The 25,194-nt window shown below is 66.0% G+C and carries 25 protein-coding genes and 1 pseudogene; 5 read left to right on the top strand and 21 right to left on the bottom strand.

The window, feature by feature from the left end:
* Positions 1–6: 6 nt before the first annotated feature.
* Complete coding sequence (fliQ, locus tag P5W99_RS14410; RefSeq protein WP_421025006.1) at positions 7–276, top strand: flagellar biosynthesis protein FliQ; 270 nt, start codon at positions 7–9, stop codon at positions 274–276.
* A 46-nt stretch (positions 277–322) separates the two neighbouring features.
* Positions 323–1,114: a flagellar biosynthetic protein FliR gene (gene fliR / locus P5W99_RS14415; RefSeq protein ID WP_421025007.1), complete on the top strand. Its 792-nt coding sequence runs from the start codon at positions 323–325 to the stop codon at positions 1,112–1,114.
* 25 nt (positions 1,115–1,139) lie between these two features.
* On the opposite strand, the gene P5W99_RS14420 is transcribed toward fliR, so the two are convergent.
* From P5W99_RS14420 to P5W99_RS14495, 16 genes and pseudogenes are all read right to left on the bottom strand, one after another.
* A complete protein-coding gene (locus tag P5W99_RS14420) occupies positions 1,140–2,087 on the bottom strand; it encodes a ShlB/FhaC/HecB family hemolysin secretion/activation protein (protein ID WP_421025008.1) in 948 nt (315 codons plus the stop codon).
* A gap of 118 nt (positions 2,088–2,205) precedes the next feature.
* Positions 2,206–2,478, bottom strand: a pseudogene (locus tag P5W99_RS14425) (ShlB/FhaC/HecB family hemolysin secretion/activation protein); the annotation flags it as partial.
* A 359-nt stretch (positions 2,479–2,837) separates the two neighbouring features.
* Complete coding sequence (locus P5W99_RS14430; RefSeq protein WP_421025009.1) at positions 2,838–3,320, bottom strand: hypothetical protein; 483 nt, start codon at positions 3,318–3,320, stop codon at positions 2,838–2,840.
* A gap of 43 nt (positions 3,321–3,363) precedes the next feature.
* Entirely contained in the window at positions 3,364–4,158 is a 795-nt protein-coding gene (locus tag P5W99_RS14435) for a filamentous hemagglutinin N-terminal domain-containing protein (protein ID WP_421025010.1), read from the bottom strand.
* A 265-nt stretch (positions 4,159–4,423) separates the two neighbouring features.
* Positions 4,424–5,683: a flagellar hook-associated protein FlgL gene (gene flgL / locus P5W99_RS14440; protein ID WP_421025011.1), complete on the bottom strand. Its 1,260-nt coding sequence runs from the start codon at positions 5,681–5,683 to the stop codon at positions 4,424–4,426.
* An 11-nt stretch (positions 5,684–5,694) separates the two neighbouring features.
* The gene (gene flgK, locus P5W99_RS14445) at positions 5,695–7,719 is read right to left on the bottom strand and encodes a flagellar hook-associated protein FlgK (protein WP_421025012.1); all 2,025 of its coding nucleotides are present in this window, start codon (positions 7,717–7,719) and stop codon (positions 5,695–5,697) included.
* A gap of 162 nt (positions 7,720–7,881) precedes the next feature.
* On the bottom strand, positions 7,882–8,637 hold the full coding sequence (locus tag P5W99_RS14450) for a flagellar brake protein (RefSeq protein ID WP_421025013.1): 756 nt from the start codon (positions 8,635–8,637) through the stop codon (positions 7,882–7,884).
* 177 nt (positions 8,638–8,814) lie between these two features.
* The gene (flgJ, locus tag P5W99_RS14455; RefSeq protein ID WP_421025014.1) at positions 8,815–9,822 is read right to left on the bottom strand and encodes a flagellar assembly peptidoglycan hydrolase FlgJ; all 1,008 of its coding nucleotides are present in this window, start codon (positions 9,820–9,822) and stop codon (positions 8,815–8,817) included.
* An 8-nt stretch (positions 9,823–9,830) separates the two neighbouring features.
* Positions 9,831–11,027 (bottom strand): flagellar basal body P-ring protein FlgI, encoded by a 1,197-nt coding sequence (locus P5W99_RS14460; RefSeq protein WP_421025015.1) that lies wholly within the window; start codon positions 11,025–11,027, stop codon positions 9,831–9,833.
* Positions 11,021–11,746, bottom strand: a complete 726-nt coding sequence (locus P5W99_RS14465) for a flagellar basal body L-ring protein FlgH (RefSeq protein WP_421025016.1) — start codon at positions 11,744–11,746, stop codon at positions 11,021–11,023. The genes P5W99_RS14460 and P5W99_RS14465 overlap by 7 nt, the downstream gene beginning before the upstream one ends.
* Before the next feature lie 2 nt (positions 11,747–11,748).
* Positions 11,749–12,537 (bottom strand): flagellar basal-body rod protein FlgG, encoded by a 789-nt coding sequence (gene flgG, locus P5W99_RS14470; protein WP_421025017.1) that lies wholly within the window; start codon positions 12,535–12,537, stop codon positions 11,749–11,751.
* 36 nt (positions 12,538–12,573) lie between these two features.
* On the bottom strand, positions 12,574–13,332 hold the full coding sequence (gene flgF, locus P5W99_RS14475; protein WP_421025018.1) for a flagellar basal-body rod protein FlgF: 759 nt from the start codon (positions 13,330–13,332) through the stop codon (positions 12,574–12,576).
* Positions 13,333–13,366: 34 nt separating this feature from the next.
* Positions 13,367–14,620, bottom strand: coding sequence for a flagellar hook protein FlgE (flgE, locus tag P5W99_RS14480; RefSeq protein WP_434661240.1), 1,254 nt, complete (start codon positions 14,618–14,620; stop codon positions 13,367–13,369).
* A gap of 31 nt (positions 14,621–14,651) precedes the next feature.
* Positions 14,652–15,308 (bottom strand): flagellar hook assembly protein FlgD, encoded by a 657-nt coding sequence (locus P5W99_RS14485; protein WP_421025288.1) that lies wholly within the window; start codon positions 15,306–15,308, stop codon positions 14,652–14,654.
* 153 nt (positions 15,309–15,461) lie between these two features.
* Positions 15,462–15,887: a flagellar basal body rod protein FlgC gene (gene flgC, locus P5W99_RS14490; RefSeq protein ID WP_421025020.1), complete on the bottom strand. Its 426-nt coding sequence runs from the start codon at positions 15,885–15,887 to the stop codon at positions 15,462–15,464.
* Between the two features lie 32 nt (positions 15,888–15,919).
* The gene (locus tag P5W99_RS14495; RefSeq protein WP_421025021.1) at positions 15,920–16,447 is read right to left on the bottom strand and encodes a flagellar basal body protein; all 528 of its coding nucleotides are present in this window, start codon (positions 16,445–16,447) and stop codon (positions 15,920–15,922) included.
* A 227-nt stretch (positions 16,448–16,674) separates the two neighbouring features.
* On the opposite strand from P5W99_RS14495, the gene flgA reads away from it, so the two are divergent.
* The 3 genes from flgA (at position 16,675) to P5W99_RS14510 (ending at position 19,113) form a co-directional block, all read left to right on the top strand.
* A complete protein-coding gene (gene flgA / locus P5W99_RS14500) occupies positions 16,675–18,111 on the top strand; it encodes a flagellar basal body P-ring formation chaperone FlgA (RefSeq protein WP_421025022.1) in 1,437 nt (478 codons plus the stop codon).
* Positions 18,112–18,256: 145 nt separating this feature from the next.
* Positions 18,257–18,610 (top strand): flagellar biosynthesis anti-sigma factor FlgM, encoded by a 354-nt coding sequence (gene flgM, locus P5W99_RS14505; RefSeq protein ID WP_421025023.1) that lies wholly within the window; start codon positions 18,257–18,259, stop codon positions 18,608–18,610.
* 56 nt (positions 18,611–18,666) lie between these two features.
* Positions 18,667–19,113, top strand: a complete 447-nt coding sequence (locus P5W99_RS14510; RefSeq protein ID WP_421025024.1) for a flagella synthesis protein FlgN — start codon at positions 18,667–18,669, stop codon at positions 19,111–19,113.
* A gap of 263 nt (positions 19,114–19,376) precedes the next feature.
* Here the strand turns inward: P5W99_RS14510 and P5W99_RS14515 are convergent, their stop codons facing one another.
* The 5 genes from P5W99_RS14515 to flhF all read right to left on the bottom strand — a co-directional run bounded on the left by P5W99_RS14515 (position 19,377) and on the right by flhF (position 24,693).
* Positions 19,377–20,399 carry a chemotaxis protein CheB gene (locus P5W99_RS14515; protein WP_434661243.1) on the bottom strand — a complete coding sequence of 341 codons (1,023 nt, stop codon included), beginning with the start codon at positions 20,397–20,399 and terminating at the stop codon, positions 19,377–19,379.
* 247 nt (positions 20,400–20,646) lie between these two features.
* The gene (locus tag P5W99_RS14520; protein WP_421025026.1) at positions 20,647–20,934 is read right to left on the bottom strand and encodes a hypothetical protein; all 288 of its coding nucleotides are present in this window, start codon (positions 20,932–20,934) and stop codon (positions 20,647–20,649) included.
* Positions 20,935–20,971: 37 nt separating this feature from the next.
* Positions 20,972–21,703, bottom strand: coding sequence for an RNA polymerase sigma factor FliA (locus tag P5W99_RS14525; protein WP_421025027.1), 732 nt, complete (start codon positions 21,701–21,703; stop codon positions 20,972–20,974).
* Positions 21,704–21,725: 22 nt separating this feature from the next.
* A complete protein-coding gene (locus P5W99_RS14530; protein WP_421073826.1) occupies positions 21,726–22,712 on the bottom strand; it encodes a MinD/ParA family ATP-binding protein in 987 nt (328 codons plus the stop codon).
* Positions 22,705–24,693: a flagellar biosynthesis protein FlhF gene (gene flhF, locus P5W99_RS14535; protein ID WP_421025029.1), complete on the bottom strand. Its 1,989-nt coding sequence runs from the start codon at positions 24,691–24,693 to the stop codon at positions 22,705–22,707. The genes P5W99_RS14530 and flhF overlap by 8 nt, the downstream gene beginning before the upstream one ends.
* Positions 24,694–25,194: the final 501 nt, after the last annotated feature.

Here is a 25,194-nt window from a genome sequence, read left to right on the forward strand (position 1 = left end):
TTCGCCATGACGCCCGAAACCGTCTTGACCCTTTCGCACGAAGCCATGTACGTGGCGCTGCTGCTGGCCGCGCCGCTGTTGCTCGTGTCGCTCGCGGTGGGTCTCGTGGTGAGCCTGTTCCAGGCGGCCACGCAAATCAACGAAAGCACGCTCTCGTTCATTCCCAAGCTCATCGCGATTGCGGTGACGCTCGTGATTGCCGGACCGTGGATGCTCACGACGATGCTCGACTACATGCATCGCATGTTCGCGAGCATTCCGGCGCTCGCGAGCTGAGCGGTCATATTCCCGCACGCTTTCCTGCGTTCGCAGACGCCCGCCGATGTTCACCGTCACCTACGCTCAGCTCAATCTCTGGCTCACCGCGTTCCTCTGGCCGTTCACGCGCATTCTCGCGCTGGTGGCCGCCGCGCCGCTGGTGGGCCATCGCTCCGTGCCCACGCGCGTGAAGATCGGGCTTGCGGCGTTCACGACGCTGATCGTTGCACCCACGCTTCAGTCCATGCCGCAGGTCTCGGTGTTTTCGGCTGAGGGCGTGTGGATTCTGGTTAATCAGTTTCTGATCGGCGCGGCACTGGGCTTTACGATGCAGATCGTGTTCGCGGTGGTGACGGCGGCCGGCGATTTGATGGGGCTGGGGATGGGGCTGGGCTTTGCGTCATTCTTCGATCCGCAGGCCAATACTTCTACGCCTGCGCTTTCGTCGTGGCTCAACATCATGGCGATGCTCGCGTTTCTCGTCTTCGACGGGCATTTGCAGATGATTGCCGCGCTGGTGGAGACGTTTCATAGCGTGCCGGTGTCGGCGAACGTGCTTTCCGGCAATGGCTACCGGCTGATCGTGAGCTGGGGCGCGACGGTGTTCAATGCCGGGCTGCTGCTCTCGCTGCCGGTGGTGGTGGCGTTGCTCATCACGAATATCTCGCTCGGCATTTTGAATCGCGCCGCGCCGCAGATCGGGATCTTTCAGATTGGATTTGCGCTCACGATGCTGGTGGGCTTGCTGCTGATTCAGCTGATGATGCCGAATTTGATTCCGTACTTCGCGCGGCTTTTCGATGGCGGGGTCGAGCAGATGGGGCGGGTCGCGGCGGGGTTGCGGCCAGTGCCGTGAGGTTCTGCAACACCGTGCGGCCTCCCTAAATCGCCGCCGTAACCGTCACCCACGTCTGCTGACGCGCCGCATGCTCGGGCGCGGGTCCCGCGCGCATCGCGTAGCTGATCTGCGCCGACACGCGCTTGCCCGTATAGCTCGCACCAATCCCGTAACCCTGCAAGTGCACCGACGCCCCCGTCATGGCGCCATCGCTGCGGATCCGGCCGCGCGCGTCGTCATAGAAAACCTGCAACGCGACGCCCGGCAGCGGCGGGATGAACTGGCTCACGCCAACGGAAGCAATCACGCCGTCGTCGACAGACGCGGTGTTCTGGTCGTACGCGCGCACGGCCGTCGGTCCACCCAGGCCGAGCCGCTGCGAACCGTTCAGGCTGCGGCTCGCCCATTGGCCATGCACCGAGAGCGTCGCTTGCGTGGTCGATGTCAGCGCCTGAATGAAAGTCGCGGACGGTTCGATCTTCAGGGAATTGAACCGGCGGTCCACATACTCGGGGTTGGCGCTGCTGTAGTCGTATTCCTTCTGCGTGGTCGTGCCATAGCTCGTGACGAAGCTGTACTGCGTCGCGTTGCGGCGCTCGCCCCACTTGCCGTAGTAGTTGCCGTCGGCCCGCATCGACGCAACGTAGTTGCGTTGCCGGCTCACGAGGATGTTGTCGAGCCGCTCGTCGGTCGTGAACCACGCCTCCATGCTCGCGCCGAGGTCGAGACTCGCATTGGCGGTGCGGATCACCGGCGAAGAGCCATATACGCTGGCAACGTCGGCGCTCCCCGTGCCGAGGCCGCTGAATTCCTCGCCAAGCTTGTAATCGACATGCGAGTACGCAATGCCCGCCCGGCTCGCGCCCAAGCCGGTCAGCATGTCGTAGGACAGCCGGCCGAGGCGCGTTCGCCCTTCTTCGCCCGAGCTCGTCTGCATGAAACGCGGCGTGAAGTAGACGGTCGCCTGCAACTGGTCGCCGAGGCCGGGCATGTACCTTCGAACCATTCTTCACGGCGACCGATTCCACATGGGCGCGCTCGATGCCGAAGCGCACCACGCCTGCCGTGACGGTCTGCGGCGGCAGCGTCACGCGCACGAGTGTATCGCCGCCGTTGTACAGCACCGTTGTCAGTTCGTCGCGCAGCGCATGCAATTGTGCGAGCGTCACGCTGCGCCCGCGCCACGGCGCGAGGAAGGCGTCGACGCGCTGCTGCTCCGCGTAGGAAAGTGCGCCATCGAAGGTGAATGCGTTGACGACGAAGCTGAACTCGCCCTCGGCGGGCGGCGTCTGGGCCGGCGTCGACGGCGGCAACGCGCTCGCGCGCTCGCCGCCGGACTCGCCTTCGATGCCGCGCGTCGTATCGGCGTTCTGCCGGATCAACGCGCCGGCGTTGGGGAGTTCGAAGGCTTGTGCGGAAACATGTCACGCCGTCAGGCCGAGCAGCGGCAAACAGGCAGGGCCGAGGCGATGGCAAAGGTGCCGGTACCGGTTGGAGGCTTTCAAGGTGCGAAGAAAATCAGGGGTGCAAATCGGCGCGACCCAATCCGCAAGACATGCCGGCGGCGCCGGAACGCGAAAGGGTGTGGGAAGGCCAATCAGGGAAGGAGAGGCAACGCGTGCCTCCCCCTTGTCGTATGAGCCGGCCAATTGGCGCCAAAGCCGGCTGGAGACGGGCGGTTGATCGTCGGCGCGATCACCGGGAGAGTGCGCCCGGCAATCGATGCCGCCACTGCTGCCCGTTACTGGCCGCTAATGGTGATCGGCGTGGGCAGGTTGATCGTCGGCGCCGACAGCGTGCCCAGATACGTCGGGGCCGCGGCTTCCACCGTGATCGACTTGCCCGCCGTGTTGTTGCCCGCGATGACAGCAACCCCGCGCAGCACGATGTCGGTGGCCGCGCGAGTCTGCGTCGTCGGGTACTGGCCGATCATGCCGGTATAGGCGATCGTCGGGATGCCGGTCGCCGGATCGATCGAGACGCCCGGATCGACGGCCAGCAAGACGCCACCGTTGCGGCTGGTGATGTTGCCCAACTGGATCACGCCCTTCGTGCCGGTCTTGCATCCCGCGTCGGCGGGCGTGCAAACGCGATTAGTTGCGTGAGCAACTATATCGCCGTCGGCATTCACGTCGCGCAGCAGGAAGACGCTGTCACCCTCGACCGAGACGGTCTTGCCGCTCAGCAGCCCTGCCTGGAGCGTTCCGCTGGTGCCGATATTCATGCCGTTGCCGGCATAGGTGTTGACGCCGAGCTTTTGCGTGACGTTAGTGCCGGCGAGGTTGACCGAACCTTTCGTCGCTTCCAGGTTCGCGTTCTGGTTCAGGTTGCCTGTGCCCGAACCATCGGCCTTGATGGGCCGCGAGCGCGTTCTGCGCTTCGCGCCCGAGCATGACCTTGAAGCCCGAGCCGTTCATCTGCATGGCCACGCCGTCGGCGGCGCCGAGCGTGATGTCCTTCGCGCGAATCGTGCCCTGGTTGGTCGCCTGCGCGCCGAGCAGCACGACGGCTTCGCGCGCGTTGATCTGACCGTCGTTCGAGACGACGCCCTGGCCGCCGTTCGCGGACAGGTTCATGATGCCGGTGACGGGTTCGCCGCCGTCCATGAACTTCTGGCTGTCGACGTTGAGCGTCGACGCCACCAGACTGCCCACGTTCACCTGCGACGTCTTGCCGAACATCACGCCCGAGGGGTTGACCACGAACACCCGGCCGTTCGCCGTCAGCGCACCGTCGATCTGGGTGGGCGCCGCCGCTGTCGTCACGCGGTTGAGCACCGCCGAGGTCGCGCTGGGCTGGTTGAACGCCACGCTCTGGTCACGGGCGATGTCGAAGTTGTTCCAGTTGACGACCATCCTGTCGGTGGCCTGGTTGATCGTCGTTTTGGCGCCCTGTGTGGCGATGGTGCCGATACCCGCCGCGACGACCCCGCCTTCGACCGCACCGGCGCCGTTCGCATAGCCTGGAGCCGCAGTCAGCATGGCAGGCATGATCGCGAGCCGGAATGCGGGCTGATGGGGCGTTCGGGAGCGTCGGTGGCGAATGGACTTGTTGTAGCTCATTTCCTGACCTTGTAACGAGTTCTTTTCATTACCCGGACGGGGCGCTATGGTCTATTCCCACGCCGGGGTCTCTTCGGACTGCTTATATAAGCGCATCTGAGAAATGTAAGTAAACGTAAGCAGAGCGAGGATTCTATTGGGTCGAAAGAAAGTGATACGTAAGATGACCCTTAAAAGAACCCGGGCTCAGAGATAAAAAAAGCGGAGGTGCACCGAACGCGCACCTCCGCTTTTTGATTCAGGAAACCGCTCCTGGCAATGCCCGTCAGGGATTGATGTACTGGAATAGCGAAAGATTCTGAGTCGCAGCAAAACTCTTCTGAGAAGCGGTCAGCGCATTGGAAAGTTGCGTGTACTGAGCAATCGCTGCGGTCATGTCGGTGCTCGTGAGATCGCTGAGATTGGACGTCACCTGCAACGCATTCGTCGACGTCACCGTTTGCAGCGCCTTCACTTCCTGCTCTCTGCCGCCCACCGACGCCTGGATCGTGACCACGTTCGAGATCGAATTGCCGATCGCGGTGAAGCCGCTTTGCAGCGCATTCGTGAGATTGGCGCCCGCCGCCGGGCTGCCGTTCACCGGCGTTTGCAGCGCGGCGATCACGCTGTCGATGGTGCTGAACACGCTGCTGTTCTGCGGCGCCGTGGCCGGCGTGACCGAGAACGTATCGCCGGCCACGGGCGTGCCCGAAATCGTCACGTTCATGCCGATCTTGCCGGCGGCGCCGAGGTCGATCGGCGCGCCATCCGTGTAGGGCTGATTCAGCGCGAGCGTCGCCGGCGGATTGGTCGAGTTATCCATCACCGAATACGTGAGCGCGCCGGAGGTGGCGTCGGTACCGAACTGGATCGACAGCGGATGGCCATTGGTGGCCTGGGTCGGATCGGTCACCGTGACGCCGCTGATGGTTCCGGTGCCCGTGTTCTGCATGCTGCCCCCGGCCACGGCCTGCGAGCCCGCTGCCGAGACGCTCAGGAACACCGCCGCGCCCGTGTCGCTCACCGAGATCTGGCGCGAGCCGCCCACCTGGACCAGGCGCTGGCCGAAGTCGCCGTTATACGTCACGCCGCCGCCCGTGGCGTTGGTGAACACCTGCGACGTGCTCTTGAACCCCGAGAACAGATAGTTCCCCTGACCATCGGTGGTGTTGGCGAGGGTGAGCAGCTGGCTGCGTTCGCCCTGCAATTGCTTGGCGAGCGCCTGGCGGTCGGCGTCGTTGAGCGAGCCGTTGATCGCCGACTGAACCTGCTGGCCGATGGCCTGCAGCGTGGTCGTCACGCTGCCGAGCGTCGAGTCCTCGAGCTGCAGCGAGGACAGCGCCATGTTCTGGTTCGACGCGTACTGCGTGAGCGTCGCGCTGGTGGCCGAGAGCTGCACGGCCTGGGCCGCGCCGAGCGGGTTGTCGGCCGGCGTCGAGAGCGATACGCCAGTCGAGATCTGCTGTTGCGTCTGGAGCAGCTGCGATTGCTGGTTCTCCATCGTCGCCACGCTGGACGAATAAAACTGGGAAGTCGCGATACGCATGGGTCAGCGCCTCACTGGAAGATGCCGAGCAGGGTCTGGAACAGCGAAGCCGCCGTCTGGATCACCTTGCTGTTGGCCTGGTAGAGCTGCTGAAACTGCAGCAGTTTGGCGGCCTCTTCGTCGAGGTTCACGCCCTGCACGGACTGCTGCTGCGAGGTGAGCTGCGTGACGAGCGATTGCTGCGAGGTGCTCGACGCCTTCAACTGGCTCGCCGTGTTGCCGATCGTGTTCACGTAGTTCGAGTACGCGTTGGTGAGCGTCTGCGAACCGGCGAACACCGTGCCCGAAGTGAGGTTCGCGAGCGCGAGCGCGTTGCGGCCGTCCTGCGCACCGCTCGTGTTCGGCGCGACGGTGAAGGTGTCGCCGTCCGCGGGCGCGCCCGTCATCGTGAAGCTGACGTTGTTGGCCGTGCCGCTGGCGTCGCCGCTGATGGCGATGGTCGCGCCCGTGCTCGAGTCGTAGGGGATCGTCGTGGTGCTGCTCGTGATCGTGTACGGCGTGGGCGTGCTCGAGCCCGGCACGGTGACGGAGACCGTCGAGCCCACCGGAAATCCCGAGAGCGTGCCGGTGCCCGAGCCCGAGGCCGCATAGCTCAGTTGCAGGCCCGGCGAAGCCACCGCATAGCCCGCGCTGACCGTGCCCTGCGTGACGCTGGCCGTGCCCGTGTTGGTGCCGCCCGCCGCGACCAGCACCGGCGAGGCCGCCGCGATCAGCGATGGGTCGCTCGTCGCGACGGCGAAGCTGTCGAGCGCGCCCGCGGTCGGCTGGATCGAGAACGCGTCGCCGTCGTTCATGGTGCCCGTCGACGTGATCGACAGGCCGCTGCCGGCGGGCGCGAACGGCTTGCTCTGGCTCGGCTGGGTGGTGGTCGAGCCGAGCACCGTGTTGGTGGTCGTGTCGGTGAGCGTCCAGGTGCCGCCCGCCGCGCTCGAATACGAGAGCGTGTAGTTGTCGGTGGGCGGGTTCGCGGCGTTGGTCAGCGTGGCCGAGACCGCGCCGGTGCTGCTGGGGTTGTTGCCGAGATTGGCCGTGACGACCGGCCCGCCCACGGTAAACAGCGCGCCGCCCGGAGCGCCGCCGAGCGTGAGGCCGAGCGCATTTTGCTGGTTCACCTGGGCGGCGAAGCTCGTGGCGATCGCGCCCAGCTGCGCCTGCGCCGGATCCAGCGTGTTCTGCATGAACGAGACGAGGCCACCCACGGTGCCGCCCTGCAATGCCGCGCTGGAAAGCGGCTGCGCCTGGGTGGTCGAGCCCGGCAGCCCTTGCCAGGCCACGGTCATTTCCGCGGGGTTCGAGTTGGAGGACTGCGTGCCCAGGTTGTAGTTCTGCCCGCTCACCACGAGCGGCTGGCCGTTGCCGAGAAACACGCTATAGCCGCTGCTGTTCTGCACGACCTGCACGCCCACGAGCTGCGAGAGGTTCGTCATCGCGAGGTCGCGCTGGTCGAGCAACTGGTTCGGCGGCTGGCCGGCGCTGCTCGCCATCGAGATCTGCGTGTTGAGCTGCGCGATTTGCTGCGTGTAGGTGTTGATCTGCGTGACCGCGTTCGACAACTGCGTGTTCACGCTCTGGCGCATCGCGTCGTATTGCTGGCCGGCGGCGTTGATCTGGTCGGCGAGCGACTGCGCGTCGGACAGCGCGGTCTGGCGCGTGGCCGTGCTCGCGGGCGAGTTCGAAACGTTCTGCAGTCCCGAGAAGAACGTCGTGATCGACGTGGCGATGCCCGAAGTCGGGCTGCCCACGAGGTTCGAGAGCTGCGTGGCAAGCGTGTACGACGCGGTGAGCGCGCTGTTGCTGGATTGCGCGGCATTCAATGCGCTCGTGAGGTACTGGCTATAGGCGCGCTGCACCGTGGCCGTGGTCACGCCGCCGCCCAGGTAGCCCGAGCCCGTGTACTGGCCGGCCGCTTCCTGGTAGACCGCAGTTTCCACGTTGTAGCCGGTGGTCGACGAATTGCTGATGTTCTCGCCGGCGGTGGCAATTCCGACCTGGGCCGCCTGCAACCCGGAAAGCCCGATCGAGAAGATGTTGGACATGCTTGATCCTCAGGAGCGGCCTTTCCGGCACCCCGTCGATGGGGCGATGGGTCGTTGGGCCGCGTGGATGAACCCATGTAATAACGGCAGCGAGGCGCGAAAATTGAGCGCCTGCATGAGCATGTGCGTGAGCACCTGCGGCCCGCAGCCCCGTCGCGAAGCTCAGGCGCGCTGGAACGCGCGACGCTTCATTTCGAGCTGCGTGATGTAGCGCTGGAGGCTGTTCTCCGCCGCGCCCGGCAGCGCCACGAATCGGAAGCCGAGGTGATAGCGCCGGTCGCCGTTGGGCAAGTCGATGAAGCGCAGCACCGCGAGCGCGAGATCCACGCGCAGCGTGCCGTGCGAGCGCAAGTCGAGCTCGACGTTCGCGATCGTCAGGCCCATTTCGAAGTTCGCCGCGCGCTCGTCGGTCGTGCGCAGGCCGATGCCGCCGAGCGAGAGGTCGTGCACCTCGAACTGGAAGCGCTCACCGTCGGCGGGCATTGCGCCCCGGCACAGGCAGGGCTCCAGCACCGGCGTATCGACGCGGAAGTACTCGCGGCGCTGAATGTAATAGAGCACCTCGGGGAAATCGGCCTCGAAGGCGGGGCGGCCTTCGAATTCGGTCTCGCGCGGCGTGGCGGTGGCGAATTCCACCCGCACGCCGTCGGGCGAGGCGTGGAACTGGCAGCGCGCGCTCGCGAGCACGTCGCGGTTCTGCTCGGGGAGGGCGCCCCAGTCGAACACGAAGTTGCGCTCGCGCGTGTTCACTTCGAGGATGCGCGTGACCAGTTGGCCCGCGCCGTATTGCAAGGTCAGGAAGTCGCCGCGATTGGCGAGGTTGCGCAACTGCACGCCGACTTCCAGCGGGTTGCGCCGGCCATAGTCGGGGACTTCGCCTTCGTGAGCTTCCTGTTGATTCGACTGAACGGTATTCATCGGCCTGGCGGAATTTCGTGGACATGCCGGCGCGCCGTGGGCTGAACCGCCGCGCGCCGTCCTGGCGGTTATCCCCGCCCCAGATTTTTTTGGATCTCGCCTGCATTAGCGGCAGCCGCGGCCGGAAATTTAGGGGCGCCGTGCAAATATTCCGCGTTTGAGCTCACGAACACCCGATCAGACCATCTGCTGCATGATCGACATGAGCTTTTTTGCGTAGTGCGGGTCAGTCGCGTAGCCCGCGCGCTGCATGCCGTGCGCGAAGCTTTCCGCGCTGTGCGAGTTGTTGATCACCGAGGCGTAGCGCGGATTGTTCTTGAGCATGCTCGCGTAATCGGCCATCGCGTCGTCATAGGAGTCGTAGGCGCGGAACTTCTCCACCACGCGGTGCGGCGCGCCGTTCACGTACTCGGTCGTCATGGTCGAGACGGTCTTGCCGGTCCAGTCCTTGGTGGCCTTGATGCCGAACACGTTGTAGCTCGTCGAACCGTCGGCCTTCATGATCTCGCGCTTGCCCCAGCCCGACTCCAGCGCCGCCTGGCCGACGATGAAGCGCGCCGGGATGCCGGTGGCCGCGCTCGCCTGCTGCGCGCCGTTCGCGAGCTTGTTCACGAAGGCGTCCACCTTTTCGTCGCCGTTGCCGTGCATCGGCGGCGTGAGCGCGCTGTTGGCGTTCCAGCCCTGCGAGCGGCCGAGCGCGCCGTTCGCGGCGGCGTTGCCGTAGGCGCGGCCCAGCGCGTTGAGCATCGCCATGTTGCCTTCGTTGCCGCTGCCGCCCGCGCCCGACATTCCCGACATGGCGCCGGAAATGCCGCCCGCGCCGCCGCCGACTCCACCCGCGCCACCCACGCCGCCTGCATCGCCGCCCATGCTGCGCATGAGCTGCTTGATCATGGCGTTCGCCACGCCGATGCCCTTGTTCGACATCTGCTGCGCGAGCTGCTGGTCCATCATCGAGACGAACTGCGCGCCGTCCTTCGAGTCGAGCGGGCCGTCGTCGGGCGTCGCGTCGCGCATGCTTTTGAGCATCATCTGCGTGAACACGGCGTCGAACTGCTTCGCGGCCATCTTCACGCCCTGCTGCGGCGAGGCATTGGCGGCGGCGCGCATCGAGTCGAAGCCCTGCACGTCCAGCGCGAAGCGGTTGGTGAGGTCGAGGCTGGTGCCGAGATTCGCGTTGTCCATGTTCGCTCCTAGATGATCTGAAGATCGGCGCGCAGCGCGCCTGCCGCCTTCATCGCCTGCAGGATCGACATGAGATCCGCGGGCGTCGCGCCCAGCGCGTTGAGCGCTTTCACGACTTCCGCGAGATTGGCGCCCGCCGTCACTAGCTTGAGCGATCCGTTGTCCTGCTTCAACTGGATCTGCGACTGGCGCGCCGCCACCGTCTGGCCGTTCGAGAACGCGCCGGGCTGGCTCACCGCCGTCTGCGTGTTCACGACCACCGAGAGATTGCCGTGCGCCACCGCGCAACTGTCGAGCGTGACCATCTGGTTCATCACGATCGAGCCGGTGCGCGCGTTGAGAATCACCTTGGCCGCGGGCTGCGCCGGGCGCACGTCGAGATTCTGGATCTGCGCGATGAAGCTCACCTGCTGTGCGGGATCGACTGGACCGCGCACCTGGATCGTGCGGCCGTCCACGGCCGCCGCCGTGCCCTGGCCGAACAGGTTGTTGACCGCCGCCACGATGCGCTGCGTCGTGTCGTAGTCCATGTCGTTGACTTCCATCTGCAAGACGCCGCCTTGCGCGACCGGCGACGGCACCGCGCGCTCCACGGTCGCGCCGCCCGAGATGCGGCCCGCCGCGAGCTGGTTCACCTGCACCTTGCTGCCGTTGGCCGACGCGCCCGCGCCGCCCACCGCCACGTTGCCCTGCGCGATGGCGTAGACCTGGCCGTCGGCGCCCTTGAGCGGCGTGAGCAGCAGCGTGCCGCCGCGAATGCTCTTGGCATTGGCGAGCGAGGACACCGTCACGTCGATCTGCTCGCCGGGCCGCGCGAACGGCGGCAGCGTGGCGGTCACGATCACGGCCGCGACGTTCTTCAGCTGCATGTTGTTGAGCGTCTGCGAGGAGCCCGTCGCGCTCGACGTGTTGTTGATCGAGATTCCGAGGTTCGCGAGCATGTTCGCGAGCGTCTGGGTCGTGAACGGCGCCTGGGTGGTCTGGTCGCCGGTGCCGTCGAGGCCCACCACGAGGCCATAGCCGATCAGCGGGTTGTCGCGCACGCCGGTGATCGACACGAGGTCTTTCACGCGCTCGGCATGCGCGGGCACGGCGTAAGCCAGCAGCGCGCCGCACGCGAAGATGAGGCCGACCACGAAGCCCAGTGCGGTGAGCAGGTCCTTCGCGCGCGAGCGGCGCGTGTGGCGGAAGCGGATCTTTACCATGGCGCGATATTCAGGAAAAAGCGTTGCAGCCAGCCCATGGTCTCGGCTTCGTCGATCACGCCTTTCGCGGAGTATTCGATCTTCGCGTCGGCCACATCGGTCGAGAGCACGGAGTTGTCGCCGGCCACGGTGTTCGGGTTCACCACGCCGGAGAAGCGCACGTATTCGTTGCCCTGGTTGATCAGCATCTGCTTCTCGCCGGAGACCACGAGGTTGCCGTTGGGCAGCACGTTCGTCACGGTCACGGTGATCACGCCCGTGAAGGTGTTCGATGCGTTGGCGCCGCCCGTTGCGTCGAACTGGTTCGCGCCCGACGCCGTGAGATTCATGCGCGTGAAGAAGCCCGGAGCGAAGCCCGCAACCGGCGCGGCCAGGTTCGTGCTGCCGCCGCGCTTGGTGTTGGCGCCCGAGGACTTGGTCGCGTTGATGTTTTCGGAAATGACGATGGTGAGAATGTCGCCGATATTGCGCGGGCGCTGATCCTCGAACAGCGGCCGTCCCACGTAGCCGGGGTTGTAGATCGACCCCGGCGAGCTGTTGACCGGCGGCGACGGCGGCACGGCCGTCATCGGCTGCTGGGTGATCGGCTGCCGGTTCGGAATATAGGCGCAGCCCGCCAGCGTGGCGAGCGCGATGGCCGCCACGGCGGTGTGCAGCCCCGCTCGCGCATTCGTGTGCGCCGCGTGCTGCCGAGCGAGGTTTGGTACGGACGGGCTCATGCTCAAACCTGCATCTGGCTCAGCGTCTGCAGCATCTGGTCGGAGGTCGTGACCGCCTTGCTGTTGATCTCGTAGGCGCGCTGCGTCTCGATCATGTTCACGAGCTCTTGCACCACGTTCACGTTCGAGGCTTCCACATAGCCCTGATTGAGCGTGCCCGAGCCATTGAGGCCCGGCGTGGTCACCGTGGGCGCGCCCGACGAGGCGGTTTCCGAGAGCAGGTTCTGGCCGTTGCTCTGCAAGCCGGCCGGGTTGATGAACATGGCCAGTTGCAGCGAGCCGACCGTGGTGTTGTTCGACGAGCCGGGCGTGGTGACGGTCACCACGCCGTCGCTGCCGATGGTGAGCGAGGTGGCGTTGGCGGGCACCGTGATGGTGGGCAGCACCGGATAGCCGCTCGACGTCACGAGCTGGCCCTGCGAGTTGGTCTGAAACGAGCCATCGCGCGTGTAGGCCGTGGTGCCGTCGGGCATCTGCACCTGCAGAAAGCCCGCGCCGTTGATGGCCACGTCCTTCGAGTTGCCGGTCTGCTGCAGGTTGCCCTGGGTGTAGAGGCGCTCGGTGGCGACCTGCTGCACGCCCGTGCCCACCTGGCTGCCCGAGGGCAGCTCGGTGGTCTGCGTGGAGTTCGCGCCGGGCTGGCGCAGCGTCTGGTACATGAGGTCCTCGAACACCGCGCGCGAGCCCTTGAAGCCATTGGTGCTCACGTTCGCGAGGTTGTTGGAGATCACGTCCATTTGCGCCTGCTGCGCGTTCATGCCAGTGGCGGCGATGTAGAGCGATCGGTTCACGGTGTCTTTCTCCGGGAAGGCTTAAAGGCCTGGGGCTTAGCTGAAGTTGAGCAGCTGGTTCGCGCTCTGTTCGTTCTGGTCGGCGGTTTGCAGCAGCTTGGTCTGCATCTGGAACTGGCGCGCGTTGTCGATCATCGAGACCATCGCCGCCACCGGGCTCACGTTGCTGCCTTCGAGCGACTCCGTGGCGATCTGCACGCTCGGGTCGGCGTCGGCGGGGTTGCCGTCGGCGGTGCGAAAGAGGCCGTCGTCGCCGCGCGTGAGCGAGCCCGCGGGCGGGTTCACGAACTTGATCTGGTCGATCATGGCGATGGCGCTCGCTGGGCTGCCCGGCGCGATCGCCGAAACCGTGCCGTCCTGGCCGATCGTCACCGCCGAGCCCGGCGGCACCGCGATCGGGCCGCCGCCGCCGATCACCTGGTCATTCGCGGCGGTCACGAGCTGGCCGTTCTCGTCGACGTGCAGATTGCCCGCGCGCGTGTAGGCCTCGTTGCCGTCCGGCGTCAGCACGGAGATGAAGCCCGAGCCCTGGATGGCGATGTCGAGCGGGTTGCCGGTGCGCGAGATCGCGCCGGGCGTCATGTCCGCGCCGGGCGTGGACGACAGCACGAAGGTGCGCGTGGTCGTGTTGTTCACGCTCGAGCCGTCGCCGAACGACATCGGCACGGAGCGGAAATTCGCGAGCTGCGCGCGAAAGCCCGTGGTCGAAACGTTTGCGAGGTTGTTCGCAACTACGGCCTGCTGCTCGAGCGCCTGGCTGGCGCCCGTCATCGCGGTGTAGATCAGTCGGTCCATGATGTGCCCGGTGCGTTAGAGGTGCCTGCGCGGCTTACATCTGCAGCAGCGTCTGGTCGACGGTCTGCTGCGTCTTGATGGTCTGCGCGTTCGCCTGGTAGTTGCGCTGCGCCGTGATCAGGTCGACGAGCTGGTTCGTGAGGTCGACGTTCGACGACTCCATCGCGCCGCCGGTGAGCGTGCCGTGGTTGGTGCTGCCGGGCGTGGAGACCTGCGGCACGCCCGAGGCGGCCGTTTGCTGGAACTGGTTGCCGCCGAGGTTCAACAGGCCGTTCGGATTGTTGAAGTTGGCGAGCACGACCTGGCCGAGCGTCTTGGTCTGGCCGTTCGAGTAGTTGCCGGTGATGGTGCCGTCCGCGCCGATCGTGAAGTTCGACAACGTGCCGCTCGCATAGCCGTCCTGCCCGAGGTTGTTCACGCCGTTGGCGCTGCCGTACTGCGTCGTGCCCGAGAAGTTCAGCGTGATCGCCTGGTTGGTCTTCGAGCCGTCGGTCGGGTTGATCGTGATGGGAATATCGCCGAGCGTGGTGGCAGTGCCCGTCGAATCGGCCGTGGAGAGAAGCTTGCCGGCATTGTCGAAGGTCATCGTGCCCGCGGCCGTCGACGACACCGCGCCCGCCGTGCCCGCGTAGACATTCCACTGCTGGTTGCCGCTCGCGTCGAGGCCGCCCTTCACGAAATACATGTTGACCTGCTGCGTGCCGCCCAGCGAGTCGTATGCCGTGATCGACGTCGAATAGTTGTAGGTGTTCGAGTTGGTGGCGTCGAACGGCGTCGCGGCAGGCGCGGTGGACTGCGCGTTCAGGTTCAGCTGCGCGGTGACGCTGGTGGTCATGACCGGCGAGATATTGGTCGTCGGCACCTGGAGCGGCACCGTCTGCGCCGTGTTCACCACGCCGTTCGTGCCCGCGCCATAGCCCATCAGCTGGAGACCCGAGGCATCGGTGATGTAGCCGTCCTTGTTGAGCTGGAACACGCCGTTGCGCGAGTACGTGACCGTGCCGTTATTCGACATCTGGTAGAAGCCGTTGCCGTTGATGGCGACGTCGAGCGCCTGGCCGGTCGTGGTGATCGTGCCTTGCGAGAAGTTCTGCTGCACTTGCGAGAGCGCCGCGCCCAGGCCGATCTGCGTATTGACCGCGGTGGCGACGGTGTTCGCGTAGACGTCGGCGAACTGCGCGGTGCTCTGCTTGAAGCCCACCGTGTTCGCGTTGGCGATGTTGTTGCCGATGACGTCGAGGTCGTTCGACGCTGCGGCGAGGCCGCTCAATCCTTGCTGGTAGCCCATGAGTGTCGACTCCGCTTAAATCTTGTCTGGTTCAGAGAATGCCGGCCACGCCCGAGAGCGAGACCGTTTTGCCGTTGGCGAGCGAGAGGCCCGCGCCGCCGTCCGATTGCTGGATCACGCCCTGCACCTTGCTCGCGACGAGCGCGGTGGCCGTGCCGGCCTGGCCGTTGACGATCGCGCTCGCGCTCACCGTGTAGGCGCCGTCGGCCACTGCGTTGCCTGCGGTGTCGGTGCCGTTCCAGGTAACGGGGATGGTGCCCGCCGACTGCGCGCCGAGATCGAGCGTATTGACGACCTGGCCCGCCGAGTTGGTGATCGTGAGCTTCACGTCCGAGGCGGCCGCGGGCAGCGTCACGCCCAGTTGCGGCGCTGCGCCGCTCGTCACCGTCATGCTGCTGCCGGGCGCGAGCACGGTCGAGCCGATCAGCAGCGCGGCCTGCGCGTTCTGGCCCGCCGAGAGCTGCGTCGAAAGCGACGAGAGCGACGTGTTGAGCTGCTGGATGCCCGTGACCGTGTTGATCTGCGCGAGCTGCGAGGTCATCTGCGAGCTGTCCATCGGATTGGTCGGGTCCTGGTTCTGCAACTGCGTGACGAGCAACTGCAAAAAGGTGTTCTGCAAGTCGGTGCCGCTCGTGCTGCCCGTGCCGCTGGCCGAGGATTTGCCCGACGCAGCCGCCGTGGGATTCATGGTGTCGAGCAGTTGCTGCGACACGGTGGCGGTGCTGCCGCCGATGGTGGTGTTGCTGGAGGTCAACGCGTTCTCCTCGCTTGACGTTGCTGGCTCGATGTTGCGCGGTGTTGCCGTTTAGTGCGCGGGGCTGCTGGTTCAGGCGCCGCTGTCTCAGGTGCCGATGGTCAGGGTCTTGAGCATCAGCGTCTTCGCGGTGTTCAGCGTCTCGATGTTGGCCTGATACGAGCGCGACGCCGAAATCATGTTCACCATCTCCTGCACCGGGTCCACGTTCGGCATCGAGACGTAGCCGTTGGCGTCCGCCGCGGGGTTGTCGGGCTGGTAGCTCTGCTTCATGGGCGTGGGGTCGTCGACCACGCCGGTCACCTTCACGCCGCCCACCTGCTGGCCCGAAGCCGTGCGCGCGCCGCCGAGCGGGTCGACCGCGAACACGACCTGCTTGGCCTTGTAGGGCTGGCCGTCGGGGCCGGTCGTGCTGTCGGCGTTGGCGAGATTGGACGCCGTCACGTTCAGCCGCTGCGATTGCGCCGACATGGCGGAGCCCGCAACGCTGAAAATGTTCATCAGGGATGGCATGGTTTCGTTGTCCTTCAGTTCACTCGGTTCGTTCAGTTCGAACCCGACTGGATCGCCGAGAGCATGGTCTTGATCTGCTGCGAAAGCACCGTCATGCCCGATTCGAAATGCAGCGCGTTGTCGGCGAACTGCACGCGCTCGGTGTCGAGGTCGACCGTATTGCCGTCGAGCGCGGGCTGCGTCGGGTTGCGGTACATCACCGGGCTCGTGTAGGTGTCCGCCTGGCCGCCGGTCGGGATCAGCTTCGTGTTGCCGGCCATATGGCCCGCCTCGGTCGCGGCCATCGACATGCCGCTCGTCACGCCCGCCGGCTGCGCCAGGGCGAGCGGCCGGAAGTTGCCGCTCGCGCCGCCAGCGACGCCCGCAGCAGCGATGCCCGGCGTGGCCGCACCCGCTTGCCTGAGCGCGCCCGCGAGGGAGGCCGAGAAGTCGACGTCGCGCGCCCGGTAGCCAGGGGTATCGGCATTCGCGATGTTCGAGGACAGCAACGCCTGGCGCGTTGCGCGTACATCGAGCGCTTCGCGGCCAAAGGCGAATTCGGCATCGAGTTTGTCCAGCATCGGGCGTTCTCCGTGACTCGAGTTGAGGGGCTGCGCCGGTGCATGCATCGCGCATCCGGCAACTGGGCGAGGCCCGCAGGCCTTTACGCATGGAGACGAATGTTAGGCGCGCCTGACAAGAACCAATCGGACGAATAGCCGGTAAAGGCCCCCTCTATTCGACGCAAGCACGCGAGGGCCGCCGCCTAGAATGCGAGGCGTGTCAATGCAATGAATGGAGAACGACGATGCCGCACAAAGCCCCCCTTCGTGTGCGCGGCGCGCGCCGCGAGGCTGAGGCGCGCCGCGCGCAGCGCCGTTCGATCTCGCGTGCGCTTGCGCTCGTGCTTGCGGCGCTGGCCGTGAGCGGCGCCGCGCACGCACAAAGCGAAGCCGAAGCGGCTGGGCAGCAGATCTATATCGCGGGCCCCGGCGACCGCGCGGGCTCGGACGCCGCGCGGATGAGCGCGATGCTCGCGCAGGGCGGCGGCGCGGGTTCGAGGGGCGCTGCGGCAAACGCCAGCGCGAGCGCTAACGCTTACGCCCAGAACGCAGCCATGCTCGCTCGCCGCACGCAAAGCGCGCAGCAAGATCCGCAGCAGGATTTCGCGCAAGCGCAAAACCAGCCGGGCATGATCGCGATCCCCGGGCCCGGCGAGCGCGGCCGCGCGGGCGAAGCCGCCACGCCCGAGATCGTCACGATTCCCGCGCCGGGCGCACCTAACACCGCCGGCGCGGCCACGCCGCGCCCCGCGCTCGCGCGCGCCGTTCAACCCATGCGCGTGCCAGCGGCGAATGCATCTGCGAATGCGTCTGCATATCCGGCTGCCGCCATGAGCGGCAACGCAGGCACGGGCGGATTGCAGCGCGTGAATGTCGTCAGGCCGTCTAGCGCGGTCGCCCCGGTCGTCGTCGAAACGGCCGCGCCGGCTGCCGCCGCGAAGCTCTCCACCGTGCCGGTCACGCGTGCGCCGGCTGTAACCGCCGCCCGTTCCGCGCCCACCACGCCCGCCGCAGTCGCGAGCGCCGCGGCCTATGGGCAGAGCGCGCAACTGCCGCCGGGCCAGGAGGACGGCGAACGCATTCGCGCCACCGTGGTCGCCTTCCTCCAGCAGCAGGCCGCGGGCTTGCCGGGCAAGGTGAGCGTGAGCGTCGGGCCGGTGTTTCCGCGCGGCCTCGCCGCTTGCGCCGCGCTCGAACCGTTCATGCCGCCGGGCGCGCGCATGTGGGGCCGCACGACGGTGGGCGTGCGCTGCGTCGGCGCGAAACCGTGGACACTCTATGTGGTGGGGCGCGTGGCCGTCGACATCACCTATTACGTGGCCGCCCGCCAGATCGACGCCGGCCAGACGCTCTCCGCCGCCGACTTCATGCCGCGCGAAGGCGACCTCGCAAGCCTGCCGCAGACCATCATCACCGACCCTACGCAGGCCAACGGCGCGGTCGCGCTCGCGCGCATCACGGCAGGCTTGCCGCTGCGCACCGACATGCTGCGCAGCGCCTCGTCGGTGGTGATCGGCCAGACGGTCAAGGTGGTCGCGGTGGGCTCGAACTTCACGATTTCCGCCGAAGGCAGCGTGCTCAATAACGCCGCGCCAGGCCAGATGGTGCGCGTGCGCACGGCCGGCGGGCAGATCATCAGCGGCGTCGTGAAAGATGCCGCCACGGTGCAGGTGCAGATTTAAGGCAGGATTGCCGGTCCGGTAAAAAATGCGGTGCGGCGGCCATGTGGGCAAGGACACGTAACAGCATGTAACGGCAGGACTTTCGCGCTAAAGTTCGCGCGCAGCGTTGCCGTTATCAAGGCCATACGGATCAGGAAGCCCAATCGTGAAAATCGACACCTCCAACCGCAATGACGCGCGTTCGCTCCAGGATGGCCCGGCGCGCACGCAGCAAGGCGAATCCGCGAGCGCGCCAGGCGCGGGCGGCACGGCATCGGCCGGCGCGGCATCGAGCGCCATCGGAGCGGGTACTAGCGCAGACGCCAACGTGAGTCTTTCGTCGCTGTCCTCTTCGCTGCGCTCGCTCGCGGCGAGCGGCGCCGCCGACATCGACATGGGCCAGGTCCAGTCGATCAAGGACGCCATCAAGAACGGCACGCTGCAGATCGACGCCGGCAAGATCGCCGACGGCATTATCGAAACCGCGCGCGGCCTGCTCAAGCCGGCCTCGGGCGGCTAAATCGCAGGGCGCGGGCGCCAGGCCGTCCCGCAACCCGCATTTTCAGGTGGTCCCGGATGAAAGACGCGCTTCTCGCCACATTGATCGACGAACACGCCGCGGTTGAGGCGTTCGCCTCGCTGCTCGCCTTCGAGGAGAAGGCGCTCACGACGGCGGACGGCATCGATGCGCTGCCGCAGATCGTCGAACAGAAGACGACGCTCACGCAGCGCATGGCGGGGCTCGAGAAGGTGCGCGACGCGCAACTGGCCGGGCTCGGCCTGCCGGCCGGACGCAAGGGCATCGAGATGGCCTGCGACGGCGACGCGCGGCTCGCGGGCCAGTGGGCGCGGCTCTTGGGCTCGACCGAGCGCGCGCGCCGGCAGAACCTGACGATCGGCATGATGGTTCGCACCCGCATGGAACATAATCGCCGGGCGCTCGCGATTTTGCGGGGCGAAACCGGCAACGGCACGTCGATGCTGTACGGGCCGGATGGACGCCTGCCGGCGTTCGGGCTGTAACTGGCCCTTGTTCCTCGCGTGGTTGGCAGTTGCGTGGGGAATTGAAAAGCCGAAGCACGGGGGCTTCGGCTTTTTTGTTTCCGGGTGCTAACTGCGAGGACAGTGGATCTGGTGCTGTCGGCGGTGATGGAAAATTCTGCTCTGACTTTTTGGAAATAACGCGCGCTCCGGGATGGGCTGTGGTCGGCCGAGGCTGCCTCAGGCGGCCGCTTTACGCCGCTCAAGCCGACATCTTACAGCCTGCAGACGGGCGTTCCCGCAGGTCAGAATCCTCCGTCGGGATCGGGCTCTACCAGATTAGTTAGCGCGCGTAGCCATTCACAAACCTGTGTGGACTCCACTTCTATGCCTTGGATCTTGCTGTTCAGGCTCGCAGTCAAGTCGATGCGCTCCTTGTAGACAGGCGCGTCTCTCAGGCGCTTCGCAAGCGTCGCTTCTTCGGTAAGCGAACCGAACAGAGCCGAGAGCTGTGTCTCCCTGGAGTCAGCTTGTTCCGCAAGGAGACTTTCTGCGGAAAAAGCATGTCCCGCGCGGCATCTGAATCGCATCATTCGTTTGTCGCGCAGCTCGTAAAGGGCGCTTCGACAAATAGGACAATTCAGACCACATGGACTGCTCATCCCTTCGAGCTTCCACCAGTCCTGAAGATCGAAGATACCCTCGGCGATCCGGTTTTCGATATCGATAAGTTCATCGAGATTACGGTCCTCATTGGGCTCCGGGTCGTCATTGGCGAGACGAACGAAAAGTGCTGCCATCTCTGCCAATTTGCAGCAGTAATCCACTTTGACGTGGGCGAGAGCGCTTTTAGGCATCGAGGCCGCTGTTGCTTCGGAAGGCTCCTGCACAATGGCGGTGCCGCCCCTGTCCTTGACTGCAAGCAAGCCAGCCATACCGTCGTCAAGCTGTCCGGTCAATACGACTCCCACCACGGCTGGGCCATAAGAGATGGCCGCCGACCGGAAAAGCGGATCGATAGCGGGCCGTGTGTGATTTTCCTGAGGGCCATGAGACAGGCGTATATATCCTCGCTGCACAAGCATATGGCGATCCGGTGGCGCCACATAGATTCGCCCCGGCTCGATTAGCTCGGTGTTCTTGGGATGTATGGCCTTCAGTCGTCCCGCGTTGCTGAGAATCTGGGGCAGCATGCCCGGGCTGTGAGCGCCCACATGCTGCGTGATAAATACTGAAGATGGGAAATTCTCGGGAAGTAGCGCGATCAGCCGCGAAAGCGCGTTAATCCCGCTCAATGAGGCGCCAATGACGAATATGCGTCCTTTCATAACTCGCCCCCAGCATGCCCTGTTTCGATAGCTGATGATGAGCGAGTGGCGGCAGACGCGGTTGATATGTGTCAATGAACAAGGTTTGGGCGTTTCACCGGGATGTTCGTCGGTTTGCCTGTGTGCAAAGCCACGATAGACGGACTGCTGAGCCCCTATACCTGCCTTTCAACGCTTGGTGGTCGACTGTCAGCAGTGGGTCGCGAAACGACTTCCCCACAAATCAGCAAAAACCATAAAAAACATTTCACCCCTGATCAACCTCCGGCCAAAGCACTGGAAACAGAAACGGAAGGCTCTTCAAGGGCAGTCCAAAGGAAAGATCGCCTCGCGGCGAAGACGCATTCAGCGATCCAAAGTCGAGCAGCGTGCGTGTAATCCGACGCGCCAGCACGTCGCTCACACTTGGCATCTGAGCGAACTCAGCGCGCGTCACGGCGCGCTGCAGCATCACGAACCCCATGGCCGGCGCAGTCGTTTCCGGCTTGATGACGGACTTCTCGAAGCGGTTGTCATCATGACGCGATGTACACATCCATGTAGGGTTTGAAACCCCTCGCCACTACGCCCGACTAATGCTCCGTCCCCGCCCATGACATCTCGCGCAGCCGCGCCCGCAAGCGTGCCACCGCCTGGCTGTGCAACTGGCACACGCGCGACTCGCTCACCTCCAGCACCGCGCCGATCTCGCGCAGGTTCATGCCGCGCTCGTAATACAGCGACATCAGCAGTTTCTCGCGCTCGGGCAGCCGCTCGATCGCCTCGACTAGCGCGCCGCGCAGGCTCTCGTCGAGCAGCGCCGAGAGAGGGTCCGAGTGATCGACGCGATAGCGGTCGAGGAACGGCTCGTCGTCGGCGGAGCGGTCGAAGTCTTCGTAGTAGATGAGCTGGCTGCCGTGCAGGTCCTGCAGCATGCTCTGGTACTCGTCGAGCGGCATCTGCAGATGCTCGGCAATCTCCGTCTCGCTCGCCGAGCGGCCAAGCCGCTGCTCCACCTGATGCACCGCGCTTTCCACTTCGCGCGAGGTGCGCCGCAGGCTGCGCGGCAGCCAGTCGTTGCTGCGCAGCTCGTCGAGCATGGCGCCGCGAATGCGCTGGCTCGCGTAGGTCTCGAACTGCGCGCCCTGATCTTCCTTGTAGCGATTCGCAGCGTCGAGCAAGCCGATCATGCCGGCCTGGATCAAGTCGTCGAGATCCACGCTCGCGGGCATTTTCGCCACGAGCTGCAATCCGAGCCGCCGCACGAGCGGCGCGTACTTCGCGAGCACTTCGGCCTGCGAAATCTTTCCTTGAGCGTTATACATCTGGCTCTCCTTCCTGTGTCCGTCACACGTGCCGATGCGCGTGCACGGGCGAATCCGCCCGCCATCCCGCATAGGCCGTCGCGCTCGCGGACGGGGCGTCCGTGGCGGATGAAACGAATGAATTCGCCGCTTGCTCCGGACTCGCCGGCGCGCCCGCCGATGCCAACAGCGCGGGGCGCAGCGGCCAGTGCGGCAGTTCGGCCGCCACGTGGCGAAAATCTCGCGCGGCAGCCGTCGACGGAAACGCATCGACGATGCAGCGCGACAGTTGCAGCGCGCGCGGCATGTGCGGATCGGCGGCAACGCTGCCCGCGCGCTCCAGCGATACCGCGAGGTAGCGGCTCGCCACTCCCGCGAGATTCTCGAGCGCGGCTTGCGCGTCGGCGGCGCTCGCCACGTGGTTCGCAAGCACGCGGAACTGCCCAATCGCATGCGCGAAATGCAGCCGCTTCATGCAGGCGTAGGCGTCGGTGATCGCCTGCGCGGTCACGCGCATCACGATCAGCACGTCGTGCGCGTGCAAGGCGAGCGGCGAGAGCGCACCTTCGGCGTCGAGCCGCGCGTCGATCAGCACGAAATCGGCGGGACCGGCCAGCAGCTTGCTCAATGGCGCATCCAGCTGCGCCCCCACGCACTGCTCGCGCGGCGCGGCCAGCACGCCGAAGCCCAGCGCATGCCGCGCCACGGCCTGGTCCAGCGCAATCTCGCCGCGCATCACCGCCGCGAAATTCGGCGCGAAGTTTCCTGCGAGGCTTGCGGCATTGCCGCGCGCTTCGTTGCTCACGCCGCGCATGCCGCCGCCGAGCTGCGCACTGACCGAGCGCGGACCAAGGCACTCGTCGATCACGAGCACGTCCTTGCCCAGCGCGATCAGCGCGGCCGCGAGATTGATCACCACGGTCGTGCGCCCGGGTGCGCCGTGGCCGCCGGTCACGGCGATCACGCGCGAGCCTTCGCGCGCGAGCAGCCGTCGCAGGCCTTCTGCCTGATCGATCACGAACTTATCCAAACCGGACCTCGGGAGCTTGCGTGGCCGAGCGCGTCGAGAGCGCGGAGAGCAGCGCGGGAATATCGTCCTCGTGCGGCACGAACGGCGAGCGATCGCGCGGCACGCAGAACGCGCTGCGCACGAGAAAGCGGCGCGTGGCCACGTACAGGTTCTCTGGCACCTTCTGGCCCGTGGAGACGTAGTGCACCGGCAGCTTGTAGCGCAGCACCGTGTCGAGCGTGCTGCCGAGGTTGGTCGCTTCGTCGAGCTTGGTGAGGATGCAACCCGCGAGCGGCGAGTTGTCCGGGCCGTGCTGGTACGCCTGCACGACTTCGTTGAGCGTGTCGCCGTGGCTGGTCGCCGAAAGCAGCAGCAGGCGCTGCACCGGGCGCCCCGTGCCGCACAGCATGGCGATCTGGTCGGTCACGGCGCGGTCGCGCTGGCTCATGCCGATCGTGTCGATCAGCACGATGTGCTTGTTCTTGAGCTCGGTGAGCGCGAGTTGCAGATCGGCGCCGTCACGCACCGCATGCACCGAGACGCCGAGGATCTTGCCGAAGATGCGCAGTTGCTCGTGGCCGCCGATGCGGTAGCTGTCGGTCGTGAGCAGCGCGACCTTGCTCGCGCCGAAGCGCATCACGCAGCGCGCCGCGAGCTTCGCCGTGGTCGTGGTCTTGCCCACGCCGGTCGGGCCCATCAGCGCGAATACGCCGCCGCGCTCCATGAGCGCTTCTTCGTCCTCGAGCACGGGCAGGTTCGATTCGAGCACCGACTGAACCCACTCCATGCCGGCCTCTTCGGTTTCCACGCTGGGCAGGCGGTCGACCACCATCTTCACGAGCTGCGCCGAAAAGCCGGCCGCGAAAAGCTGCTTCGTGAGCGCGCCCTGCATCGGGTTGCGGCGCTGATGCTCGCCCCACAGGAGACCCGCGAACTGCTCTTCCATCATGCCGCGCATGGAGGCGAGCTCGTGCATCACGGTTTCGTTGACGACCTGCTCGATGCGCGCGCGGATCGCTTCGCTCACCGTTTGTGCGGTGCTGGGCGCGGCGGGTTGTGCGCTCTGGGCGGCCTGGGCCGGGTTAGGGGCGCTTTGAACGCTTTGAGCGGCGGGCGCCGGGCCGGCCGCATCGGGGCTCTGGCCAATGCTGCGGGCCGCGCGGCGCGCCGCGACGTGCGCAGCCTGGCGCGCCCATTCGGGCGTGTTCGCGTCGATATCGGCGCGATGCGTGGGGTCGGCGGCCACGCCGAGGCCCTTCGCCATCGCGGCGGCCGGCGTCATGCCCGGCTGGGCCGTGTCCCGGTTCGCTTGCTGGTTCGCTTGCTGATTCGCGATACGGCGCGCGTGGTCGATCAGCCAGGGGTTCGATTCGGCCATCGTGCGCGGTGCGTCCTGGGACTCGACTGCGGGTTGCCTGGCTTGCTGGCCCGCCGCGGCACGCGAAGCGGAGAACGGCTTTGCCGCGGCTTCGGACGCTTCGGCGCTCAGCTTTGCCTGCGTGGCTTGTCCGAGAGAGACGGCGGTGTCGTCGCTGTCGCTGTCGTGGTTGCCTTCATCGGCTTCGCCTTGTGCCGCGGCGTCCGCCCCAGCGGCGTCGCGCTCCGCGCCCACCTCCGGGCTCGCGCCGAACACCGATGAGAACACGTCGGGCATGCCGCCGCTTGCGTAAGGGTTGCCAGCGGTCGCCGCAGTGCTGGCGGCAGGCGGTGCGCCGATCGCGGCGCGCGACGGCTTCGCCGCGAAGCCCGCGCCAGCCTGCGCCTGACCACCGGCGGACGATGTGCCGCCGAGAGGCGCTCCGCCAAAGGGCGCACCGCCAAAGGGCGCTCCGCCGTCCGCCGGCGCGAGCGCTGCGAGGTCGCGGTCCGCGAGCGCGACGATTTCGACGCTGCCGTCGTCGAGCGTGCGATTCGACAATACGACGGCGTCCGCACCCAGCGCTTCGCGCACGAGGCGCAACGCGTCGCGGCTGGTGCCACCGATGAATTTGCGAATGTTCAAGCCAAGCCCCTGAGTGAGGTGAGCGGCCTGCGCCGCCCGTCGTTTGCGTCTGGATTACCGCGGGCCTTGCGCTCTCGCACGGGCCCTTCTCCGATGTTGGAATTATTTCGAAGGTGAGCCCTCGACGATCGGTGGATCAGGGCGGGGAAAGGTGGGTAATTCGGGGGATGGCGAGTGCCCGGAACCTGAGGCTCTGGGCTGCGACTTCGTGCGCTCGGCATTGTGGACACAGTTAGTCGCATATTTGGTCTTTTCTGAGCTGGCGACCAATGGGAAGCGATCTGCGACCGGCTCGAAGATATCGAGTTGGCTGAAATCGTGAAATCCCGCGCTGGCGAAGAAGTCGTCAGCGTCAAGCCTGAAGACCTATGGTTTTGATGCCCTCAAGCAGGGATTCGACGACCTCGCGAGCGAGCGCGAACGCAAATTCACGCTGCACAAGGCAATGCTGGAAGCGCCGGCGCCAATCGGCGTTACATCGACTCTGGATCTTCTCGAAGC

It is taken from the genome of Paraburkholderia sp. A3BS-1L, assembly GCF_051125215.1.
GTDB lineage: Bacteria > Pseudomonadota > Gammaproteobacteria > Burkholderiales > Burkholderiaceae > Paraburkholderia.